General features: G+C 57.3%; 9 protein-coding genes, 1 tRNA gene and 1 pseudogene. 3 read left to right on the plus strand and 8 right to left on the minus strand.

The window, feature by feature from the left end; genetic code table 11:
- Positions 1–298: pseudogene (locus PG731_RS08835) on the plus strand (hypothetical protein); the annotation flags it as partial.
- On the plus strand, positions 298–1,323 hold the full coding sequence (locus PG731_RS08840; RefSeq protein ID WP_006681032.1) for a DUF5692 family protein: 1,026 nt from the start codon (positions 298–300) through the stop codon (positions 1,321–1,323). The pseudogene PG731_RS08835 and the gene PG731_RS08840, both read left to right, overlap by 1 nt.
- Before the next feature lie 211 nt (positions 1,324–1,534).
- Here the strand turns inward: PG731_RS08840 and PG731_RS08845 are convergent.
- The 8 genes from PG731_RS08845 to xerD all read right to left on the minus strand — a co-directional run bounded on the left by PG731_RS08845 (position 1,535) and on the right by xerD (position 7,572).
- Positions 1,535–1,608: transfer RNA gene (locus PG731_RS08845), tRNA-Pro, on the minus strand.
- Positions 1,609–1,708: 100 nt separating this feature from the next.
- Positions 1,709–2,440 (minus strand): (d)CMP kinase, encoded by a 732-nt coding sequence (cmk, locus tag PG731_RS08850; RefSeq protein ID WP_270773434.1) that lies wholly within the window; start codon positions 2,438–2,440, stop codon positions 1,709–1,711.
- A gap of 21 nt (positions 2,441–2,461) precedes the next feature.
- A complete protein-coding gene (locus PG731_RS08855) occupies positions 2,462–3,601 on the minus strand; it encodes a prephenate dehydrogenase (RefSeq protein ID WP_270773435.1) in 1,140 nt (379 codons plus the stop codon).
- Complete coding sequence (locus tag PG731_RS08860) at positions 3,601–4,350, minus strand: pseudouridine synthase (RefSeq protein WP_101628138.1); 750 nt, start codon at positions 4,348–4,350, stop codon at positions 3,601–3,603. The genes PG731_RS08855 and PG731_RS08860 overlap by 1 nt, the downstream gene beginning before the upstream one ends.
- Complete coding sequence (gene scpB, locus PG731_RS08865; protein WP_270773436.1) at positions 4,347–4,928, minus strand: SMC-Scp complex subunit ScpB; 582 nt, start codon at positions 4,926–4,928, stop codon at positions 4,347–4,349. Before scpB ends, PG731_RS08860 begins: the two co-directional genes overlap by 4 nt.
- A complete protein-coding gene (locus tag PG731_RS08870) occupies positions 4,921–5,760 on the minus strand; it encodes a segregation and condensation protein A (protein WP_270773438.1) in 840 nt (279 codons plus the stop codon). Before PG731_RS08870 ends, scpB begins: the two co-directional genes overlap by 8 nt.
- Positions 5,744–6,607, minus strand: coding sequence for a ParA family protein (locus PG731_RS08875; protein WP_270773439.1), 864 nt, complete (start codon positions 6,605–6,607; stop codon positions 5,744–5,746). Before PG731_RS08875 ends, PG731_RS08870 begins: the two co-directional genes overlap by 17 nt.
- A gap of 23 nt (positions 6,608–6,630) precedes the next feature.
- Positions 6,631–7,572, minus strand: a complete 942-nt coding sequence (gene xerD / locus PG731_RS08880; RefSeq protein WP_270773440.1) for a site-specific tyrosine recombinase XerD — start codon at positions 7,570–7,572, stop codon at positions 6,631–6,633.
- A gap of 300 nt (positions 7,573–7,872) precedes the next feature.
- Between xerD and tkt the strand changes: the two genes are divergently transcribed.
- Complete coding sequence (gene tkt, locus PG731_RS08885; RefSeq protein ID WP_270773441.1) at positions 7,873–9,954, plus strand: transketolase; 2,082 nt, start codon at positions 7,873–7,875, stop codon at positions 9,952–9,954.
- Positions 9,955–10,098 lie beyond the last annotated feature (144 nt).

Below are 10,098 nucleotides of genomic sequence, written 5' to 3' on the forward strand. Positions count from 1 at the left end.
CACTGAAAACACCGATCTTAAGCAACGATTTTTGTCTATTAACCCGACTCCCCTGTTCGACGAAACGTACACACAGTGGTTCCGATACGGCCGTAAATCTCCTGCAGTTGCTGAGATTCGTAAGCCCGTTACCGAAGATCCCAGCTGGCCACCGGTAGGACCGGGAACCCCATGGGAGCACGAGGTTGACGCCGAATACTTCGATGGATGGAGCGAACCCGCATTCGATTGGAACGAGCAGATCCGTCAGAAGATGGAAAAGACCTACTTGCCCAACTGGGGTAAGGAGGCCAAGTGATGGGTAACATCACGCCTCCCGACTATGCGACCCTCTTCTTCTTTGAGAAGGGAGAATGGTGGGACTATGTGATGTTGTTGATCGTCATCGCTGCCCTCGCATTCGCCGCCTGGCTTGCCCAGCGGAATATGTGGGTCGTTCTTGCTCTGTTCATCGTGGTGCCAGTGTCGCTGAGTATCTTCTGGTGGCCTCATTCGACCGCTGGGACGAACTCCGCAGGCTGGTTCCCGATTGTGAAGCAGTATTCGGCTCTGCTTGGTAGCCTCTGCTTGGTTGCATTGCAGGTTTTCCCGAAGCTACGACACAACAAGTGGTATCTACTGATCCCCCCACTGTTGCTGAGCGTCAACATTGCCGAGGCTGTTGTTCGCGATTTCCAGTGCTACTTCATTCACGGCATTGATCCCTCTCAGGGAATGGTGACCTGGGGTGGTCCGTGGAACATCATGAACGGCATCGCTGGCATCTTGAACCTTCTCGCGATTTCCGGTTGGATCGGTATCTTCGTGTCGAAGGGCAAGGAACGGGGGCTAATCTGGGGTGATCTGACGATCGGTTGGATTATTGCGTACGACATTTGGAATGTTGCCTACGTGTATAACTGTCTTGCGGACCGAGCGTGGTACTCGGCAATCGCGTTGCTTGCCTCGTGTACGATTCCCGCGTTTATGAAGTTCGGTAAGGGCGCGTGGATCCAGTACCGTGCGTACACGCTGACGTTCTGGTCTGCGGTGGTGTTGACGTTCCCGCACTTCATGCAGGATTCGATGTTCGCTCACCGCAGTGCGCACAATCCATACGCGATGTTCATCATCTCGTTTGCTGCATTGGTTGCGAACATCATTGTGTTCGGTCGCCATGCCTATCGCATCGTGAAACTGCGTCGTAACCCGTTCAAGCAGGAGATTTACTCCGATACTCCGACCTATGTCGAATGGGTACGTGATCTTGCAACCGATGAGGACAAGGAACTGATCGCCCAGCGTATCGGTAAGACTCCCGCGGAAGTTGGGTACGTCAGCTGACGTTTCGGCTTACACGTGATGTGGCCGGTTGGGTGGTACGAGGCCGCCGAGCCGGCCATGTCTGTGTGCTTTGAAATCGGGCGAGATCAGAAAGAACGTCAAAGTCATGTGCTCGGCCTCGTGAACTTCAGGAACGAGGCTGACTGCGATGACTGAGGTCAAGCGAGAAGAAAAAACCCGGAATTGCTACTAAACAACTCCGGGCGGAACGTCGGGCTAGCGGGATTTGAACCCACGACCCCTTGACCCCCAGTCAAGTGCGCTACCAAACTGCGCCATAGCCCGTATTTGGTTTTACTGTCGTTTTATTGACTTGACGATCATAGCCCACTTGTGGAATTAAATTCCACTTGGGAGCAGTCCCACGACAATAAAACGGCTTTTGTCACATCCTCGATGCAAGATCAGCGTCGATCAGCTTGAGGATTTCCTCCACGACACCATCGATTCCCAGACCAGTAGAGTCGACGACATTTACGCCTTCGGCTGGTGTCATGAACTCAGAAACCTTGGAATCGGCAGCGTCTCGTTTGTCCACTTGGTCGCGGACAGACTCCAAAAGTTCGTCAGTGACCTTCCCGTGAAGTTCCAATGTGCGTCGACGGAGGCGTTCTTCCTCGTCAGCAAGAAGAAGAACTCGCACGTCAGCATCGGGGCAGACAACGGTCGTAATATCTCGACCTTCAGCAATCATGCCGGAACCGTTAGCGCGGGCCTCCATCATGCGTCGGCGCTGTTCGGTTGCCATCCACTTTCGAACCGGCAGGTTCGTCGACACCTTCGGAATGGCCAACGCAATACGAGGTTCACGGATCGCCGCTGTCACGTCCGTGGCGCCGACATGGAAAACTGGGTTAACTGGATCAGAGTCCATGATCAGTGGCATTTCGTCAGCCAGAGCGCGGACTCTCTCCTGATCATCAAGATCGATCTCACAATCGAGCGCATACCACGTGAGTGCGCGGTACATCGCGCCAGTATCGAGATAGCCAATGCCCAGACGTGAGGCAAGAGCTTTGGAGATCGTTGACTTACCGGACCCTGCGGGGCCATCGATGGCGATAGTGATGCCAACGTGGCCAATAGCGTCGCGTCGAGAGTCATCAGTGAAAGTCATTGTGTCCTCCATACCCATGTTTCAGTTCGAGTAGTTGATGAGTCGCCATCCGCGACGTTCCAAGTCAGCCTCAGCTTCACCAACGCGCGCCGGATCAATCATGATTCGAGCGAGGCCCACCTGCTGACCAGCAGAGTGCTCTAGCACAAGGTCTTCAATGTTGATGTCAATCTCGCCAAGCTCGCTGAACAGTCGGCCGAGAGCACCGGGCGTGTCGGGAATCAGGACCTCGAGTTCGCCGTAGCGACTGGGGGCTCCACCGTGTTTGCCAGGAATACGCGACACTCCCTTGTTGCCTGCTTCCATAACGCGGTTGACGGCTCCGACGCTGCCACCGCGAAGGGGGCCACGCTGGTTCGCAGCATCCAGGTGAACGATCAGATCATCGAGGTCACGGCGCAAAGCTGTAAGAATCGAGGCAACAGGTCCGGCATTACCGGCTAGAATCGCGGTCCACAGGCGAGGGTCCGAGGCAGCGATACGGGTTGTATCACGTAGTCCCTGCCCCGCCAGGTTCATTGATTCAGAAGGTGCCTCTTCAAGACGTGCGGCGATCAGGGATGACACCAACTGTGGTACATGAGAGACAAGCGCCACCGACTCATCGTGAGTCGACGCATCCATTTCGTAGGGAACAGATCCGACGTCAGTTGCCAGAGTGCGCACGGCGAGGACTGCTATTGGATCCGAGGTTTCGTGTGCGACGACAACCCATGGGCGACCGTAGAACAGGTCAGCATCGGCGGCGCCGGCGCCTGATCGTTCACGACCTGCCATAGGGTGCGAACCAACGTAGCGTGAAGCGAGCGTTGGATCACCCTTTGCGGTGCCAGCTTCAAGCACACCCTGTGCAACGGCCTTCTTTACTGAAGCAACATCCGTAACGAACGCGGACGGGAATCGCTGCAAGGCCTCGACTACGCAGACGTCTGCAACATCCGGTGGCGTAGCCACAACAACCAAGGCGGGTGTGACATCGCTGGCCTCGGAAAACGGGAAGCCAGCACCGATATCTTGCGCGAGGCGCAATGAAGTTGGTGACGAGTCCTCGAGGTATACGTCGACACCTGCCGCGCGGAGATTCAATCCGAGCGAAGCGCCCAGCAAGCCCGATCCAATAATCAGGATCGGGCCGGTTGTGGCGATAGGCCGAGTGGGCATCAGAGACCCACGGAAGAGTACAGAGCGACCAGAGCGTTGCCCTTCACGCGACGTGTGGTGCCCGGTTGCAGGCGATCCAGGTGGATCGGGCCGAATGCGGTGCGCACGAGTTCACGAACCGGGAAGCCAACCTCGTCCATCATGCGACGAACCAGACGGTTTCGACCTTCGTGAACGACGATCTCAACGGTCGTGATGTCACCGTAGGTATCGACAACGCGGAAAGAGTCAACGGCGATCGGACCGTCTTCCAGCTCGATTCCGTCAAGCAACGTGCGACGAATGTAAGGCTTCACTTCGCCGTGCAGACGAGCAACGTAGGTCTTCGGGACTTCGTACGAGGGGTGGGTCAGACGGTTCGCGAGTTCCCCATCGTTCGTCAGTAGCAGAAGGCCGGATGTGTCGATATCGAGTCGACCGACGTGGTACAGGCGCTCCGGGTAGTCTGCGATCAGGTCTAAGAGAGTCGGGCGACCTTCGGGGTCAGACATCGTGGAGACAACGCCGACGGGCTTGTTGATTGCCAGGACGATCGGCTTCGTGTCTGAGAAGAACACGCGCTCACCGTCAACGTGAATGACCTGCTTCGTTGGATCAACGCGCATGCCCTGGGAACGCACAACCTGACCATCGACCTGAACACGTCCGGCCGCGATCATGTCTTCTCCAACGCGCCGCGAAGCGATTCCCGCCTGAGACAGTGCCTTCTGCAGGCGAATACCGCCCTCAATGTAGGGATCGTTCCTCACAGCTGTTCCTCCAGTTCGTCCAGCTCATCACTGTCGGGCAAATACGGTGCCAAGGGCACCAGGTCATCCAGGGATTGAAAACCCATCTTTTCTAAGAATTCGCGCGTCGTTCCGTACAGGTGCGCGCCCGAATCTGTCTCACCGACTTCTTCGATCAGACCTCTAGCTACAAGCGTACGCACTACGGCGTCAACGTTCACGCCTCTAATGTGCGAGATACGCGACCTTGAGATTGGCTGGCGATAGGCAACGACGGCCAAAGTTTCCAGTGCTGCCTGTGAAAGACGCGACTGCGTACTGCCCACAATGAAGCGCCCAACGAGGCTGGCCCAGCGCCTCGCGGAGTAGATCCGCCATGCTCCCCCAGTTTGGCGTAGTTCGAAACCTGCAGCTCTCTGCCCGTTTTCTCCGCGGTACGAGGCCGATAAGGCACAAAGGGCGTCATGCACTGTTTGGGGATCGACGTGGAGAGCTTCAGCTAGGTCGCCAACATCCACGGGTTCTGGAGCGACCATCAGGATAGCTTCGAGCGGAGCGAAGAGTTCTTCGTAGCCTGACATTTCGCCGGTGTCAGTCATTGTTGGTCTCCTGTTCCTTGTCGAGGTGAGCCCCATATTCTGCTTCGTCAATGTCAATGTCTGTGTCGTCAGTGCCCGTCCAGGTCAGGATGAGTTCTCCAAGCGGTTCGTCTTGAGCGACCTCGAGCGCGCGCCTTCTAAACAGCTCGAGAACGGCAAGGAATCTGGAAATGACGACGGCGCGCGACTCGGCGTCCGCCACCAGATCGGCAAACGTAAGGCGAGAGTGGTGTTTCAATTTGCTTGCAACAACACGTGCTTGCTCGCGCACCGGAACGACCGGGTCATGAAGGTGCGTGGTGACCACTTCAGGGGCGACGGTTGTAAATGCGCGGACCGCGGCGTTGAGCAGGTCGTTCGGGCGAACCTCCCACTTTAATTCTGGGAGGAGGGCCGCGAACTGGGGTTCAAGCGGAACCTGGCGAGGAATGTAGCCGGCGTTGTCATCCAATACTGATTCAATGTCAGCTGCCACCATTTTGAAAGCACGGTATTGCAACAGGCGTGAGAACAAGAGGTCGCGTGCCTCTAGGTCTTCAGATGCGATATCTGGGTCAGCTTCAGTTCGTGGTAAAAGTGATGCTGCTTTGATATCGAGAAGTGTCGCCGCGACGACCAAGAATTCGGTAGTACGAGACAGATCTGGAAAGATCCGCATATGAGCGATGAACTCGTCGGTGACCTCGGCCAGCGATATTTGAGTAATGTCAAGACGCTTGCGCGTGATCAGCTGAAGGAGAAGGTCAAATGGTCCCTCGAAAACGTCTAGGGTGACGCGGAAGTCATCTATCGCCCCCTGTTCGACTGTGCTGGGCTCAGGCGGCGTCACCACGGGCTACGACCTCACGTGCAAGACGACGGTATGCACGAGCACCTGGATGATTGGGCGCGTAGGTAATAATCGGCTCGGTTGCGACCGACGCGTCAGGGAACTTCACAGTACGAGCAATATGCGTGGTGTAGACAAGATCACCGAATCTCTCGTCGAGGCGAGCAAGAACCTCACGCGAGTGCAAGGTGCGCAGATTGACCATCGTCGGGATGATTCCATCGATCTTCAAACGCGGATTAATGCGGTCGCGGACAGTTTCAATGGTGTCCACAAGAAGGGCAACGCCCCTAAGAGCGAAGAACTCGGTTTCGACGGGAATAATCACGCCGTGCGCGGCGGTCAGAGCATTTACTGCAAGCAGACCCAGCGACGGCTGGCAGTCAATGAAGATCACGTCATAGTCATCTTCAATATGACGGATGACGCGCGCCAGCGCGGATTCGCGGGCCACTTCGTTGACCAGTTGGACTTCTGCCGCTGACAGGTCGATGTTGGCGGGGATAATGTCGAGGCCGTCAAGCGAGGTGTGGCAGATAGTGGAGCGGACATCTGCTTTGGGGTCAAGTAACAGGTTATAGATCGTGCAATCCATGTCCAAGGTGTTGATTCCAAGACCAACGGATGCGGCACCTTGGGGATCGAGGTCGACGATCAGTACTTTTCGACCGTATTCGGCAAGAGCCGCAGCCAAGTTAATTGTGGTGGTGGTTTTGCCGACACCACCTTTTTGATTGCATACGGCAATCACCCTGGCCGGACCATGTCCGTTCAGGGGTGCTGGAATCGGAAAACCTTCGGTGTCACATGCGATGTCACCGTTCAATGTTGGCTGCACGTCTTTCGTCACACCTCAATGTTAGTTCATGTTCGCTAGTTCGCGTGGGCGGCCTTCGCTCGCGGATGTGCCAGCTGGTAGACCTCTTTCAATGTTGTTGGTGTGACTCGTGTATAGATCTGGGTTGTTTGCACTGATGCGTGGCCAAGTAGTTCTTGGACGTCACGAATTGATGCTCCACCTTCCAACAAATGCGTTGCGAATGAATGGCGCAATGTATGAGGTGAAACGTCTTCATCAATCCCAGCTCTGCCTGCGACGCGCTGGATTATTTCCCATGCGCTTTGACGTGAAAGCGCCCGGCCTCGTGAATTCAAAAACAGAGCGGGACTCCCCTGCCCGCGCTGGGCAAGCACAGGACGGGAGCGCACAATGTACGCCTCGATTGCCGCTTTCGCGTACGAGCCGAGGGGCACAATGCGTTCCTTACGCCCTTTACCAAAGAGGCGGATAACGGGAAGCTCTTCGTCAAGGTCAAGATCGTCAAGTGCAAGACCGACAGCCTCTGAAACGCGCGCTCCTGTCGCATAGAGCAATTCCAACAGTGCACTGTCGCGCAGGCTGGTCACGTCATCTCCGACTCGGGCAGCGTCAAGCAACGCGTTCACCTGCTCAACTGACAGTGCTTGAGGAAGGTGACTCCCCTGTTTCGGCGAAGTAATGCGAGCGGCCGGATTATAAATGTCGGGGCTGGTCGCCGAAACAAATGTGTGGAAGCTACGAATCGCAGCACTTGCCCGCGCAATTGACGAGGCCGCCGCTGGCTTGCCACTCACCGTGCCTGCGCTCAGGTCGGCGAGGTGACGTTCGATATCAACAGATTTGATCGTTTTCAGGTCGCTAATCCCGTGACTTTCAAGGTCCAAGCGATAGCGCTCAATATCGCGTTTGTAGTTGGAAACCGTGTTGATTGATGAACCTCGTTCAACCCGCAAATAGCCAAGCCACTCGTCAATGTACTCACCGATTTCGCTCACGCACTCAGCCTAGTGGCACTCTGACCCTAGACCCGTAAATACCCGCCCTACGAACGCCCATGTGTTCCCACGCCGGTGGGCGGCCTCGTGAATCGAAGACGAGGGCGAGGCTCGAATGAGACACACTCTAGGTGTTTAGTCCCTCTGCTCAGGTAGGCACGTGTCTGAGGGAGAACAATTGCCAGCGACACGTGCACAAGTGAGCAGTCTTTCCCCTCAACTTTTCGATTTTCTTTCGCTAAACTAACAATCGTAAAAAGAATGCCCCAATGATGGGGCCTAACCCGGCTGGAGGCCGAAGTGACACTCAAGTGGGACGCAATTGATGACCGTGCAGTGACCACGGCAAAAATTCTTGCTGCAGACGCCGTTGAACAGGCAGGATCCGGACACCCAGGCACCGCGATTTCCATCGCACCGGCCGCATATCTGCTCTACCAGCGCCACATGCACATTGACCCGAAGGATGATCGCTGGCTCGGCCGAGACCGCTTCGTCCTATCGGCAGGTCACTCCTCACTCACCCAGTACGTCCAACTCTACCTAGCAGGCATCGGCCTCGAGCTCGATGACCTCAAGACCCTGCGCACCGCAGGGTCCCTGACCCCGGGTCACCCGGAGTACGGCCACACCAAGGGCGTCGAAATCACCACCGGCCCGCTCGGCACCGGCATTGCTTCCGCCGTCGGCTTCGCAATGGCATCGCGACGCATGCACGGCCTGCTGGATCCGGAAGCTCCCCTCGGCGAATCCGTCTTCGACACGAACGTCTACGCGCTCGCTGGCGACGGCTGTTTCGAAGAAGGCGTCTCCGCTGAAGCCTCCTCGCTTGCAGGCACTCAGAAGCTCGGCAACCTGACCCTCATCTGGGACGACAACCACATCTCCATTGAAGACGACACCAAGATCGCCTTCTCCGAAGATGTCCTAGCACGCTACGAGGCCTACGGCTGGCACGTCCAGCGCGTCAACTGGCTACAGGAAGATGGCTCCTACACCGAAGACGTCGCAGCCCTCTCCGAGGCACTCGACGCTGCCAAGGCCGAAACCGACAAGCCGTCCATCATCGCAGTTCGCACCCTGATCGGCTGGCCGACCCCCGGCAAGACCAACACTGGTGGCATCCACGGCTCCAAGCTCGGTGGCGAAGCACTCTCCGGTCTCAAGGAAGCCCTCGGAGCTGACCCGGAGAAGATGTTCGACGTCGACGTTGAGGCAGTCGAAGCTGCACGTGCGAACGTTGCCAAGCGTTGCGCCGAATACCGCAAGGATTGGGACGCACGTTTCGAGGCATGGAAGGCAGCGAACCCCCAGCGCGCAGAGCTTCTTGAGCGTCTGCAGTCCGGCAAGCTCCCCGAAGGCTGGGAAGAAGCACTGCCGACCTTCGAAGCTGGCAAGGCAGTCGCAACCCGTGCAGCATCGGGCGCAGTCCTCAACGCGATCGCCGAAGCTGTTCCGGAACTCTGGGGTGGTTCTGCTGACCTTGCAGGTTCGAACAACACCTACATGAAGGGTCAGCCCTCCTTCCTGCCTGAAGGCGCATCCTCCGACGCATTCCAGGGCAACGAATTCGGTCGCAACATGCACTTCGGTGTCCGCGAATTCGCCATGGGTGCCATCATGAACGGCATCGCAGCCGACGGCCTCACCCGCCCCTACGGTGGCACGTTCTTCGTGTTCTCCGACTTCATGCGTGGCGCTGTCCGCCTCGCAGCCCTCATGGATCTGCCCGTCACCTACGTGTGGACGCACGACTCCATCGGCGTTGGCGAAGACGGCCCGACCCACCAGCCAATCGAGCACCTCGCTTCCTACCGTGCAATCCCGAACCTCGCAGTGATTCGCCCCGGCGATGCAACCGAAACCGCAGCCGCATGGCGGGCAGTCCTCGAGCAACGTCACCCGGCTGCCCTGGTTCTCTCCCGTCAGAACCTGCCGAACCCGGCACGCGGTGAAGGCACCGAACTTGCCACCGCTGACGGCCTCGTCCGTGGCGCATACGTGCTCGCCGGCACCGAGGGCACCCCGGACGTCATCATCATGGCTTCCGGTTCCGAGGTCTCCGTGGCACTCGAAGCCCGCGAAGCACTCGCGGGTGAAGGCGTGAAGGCTCGCGTCGTGTCCGTGCCCTGCCTCGACTGGTTCGAGCAGCAGGACGCCGACTACTGCGAAGAGGTTCTGCCGTCGGCGGTCAAGGCTCGTGTTAGCGTCGAAGCCGGTATTGCTATGCCCTGGTACCGCTATCTTGGCGATGCAGGTCGCGCAGTCTCCATCGAACACTTCGGTGCCTCGGCACCCGGTGACTTCCTGTTCAAGGAATACGGCATCGATGCCGACCACGTTGTTGCGGCAGCTAAGGAATCGATCGCAGCTGCACAGTGAGGTCGCCTTTTAGTTAAGGTGCAACCCACTGATATACAACGGACGTAGCCGCAGGGGAATTTCCCCTGCGGCTACGTCCGTTTATATAGATAGCTTTTGGGTTAAACGACAAAATGTGTGTTTTTGTTGGCGTGTCGGGATTAG

This window comes from Pauljensenia sp. OF14-1SRA (assembly GCF_027694595.1).
Taxonomy (GTDB): Bacteria; Actinomycetota; Actinomycetes; order Actinomycetales; family Actinomycetaceae; genus Pauljensenia; species Pauljensenia turicensis_B.

Excerpts from the sequence above, each read along its gene's own strand:
- PG731_RS08840 (WP_006681032.1), top strand. The coding sequence starts at position 298 with ATGGGTAACATCACGCCTCCCGACTATGCGACCCTCTTCTTCTTTGAG.
- PG731_RS08855 (WP_270773435.1), bottom strand. The coding sequence starts at position 3,601 with ATGCCCACTCGGCCTATCGCCACAACCGGCCCGATCCTGATTATTGGA.
- scpB (WP_270773436.1), bottom strand. The coding sequence starts at position 4,928 with ATGACTGACACCGGCGAAATGTCAGGCTACGAAGAACTCTTCGCTCCG.
- cmk (WP_270773434.1), bottom strand. The coding sequence starts at position 2,440 with ATGACTTTCACTGATGACTCTCGACGCGACGCTATTGGCCACGTTGGC.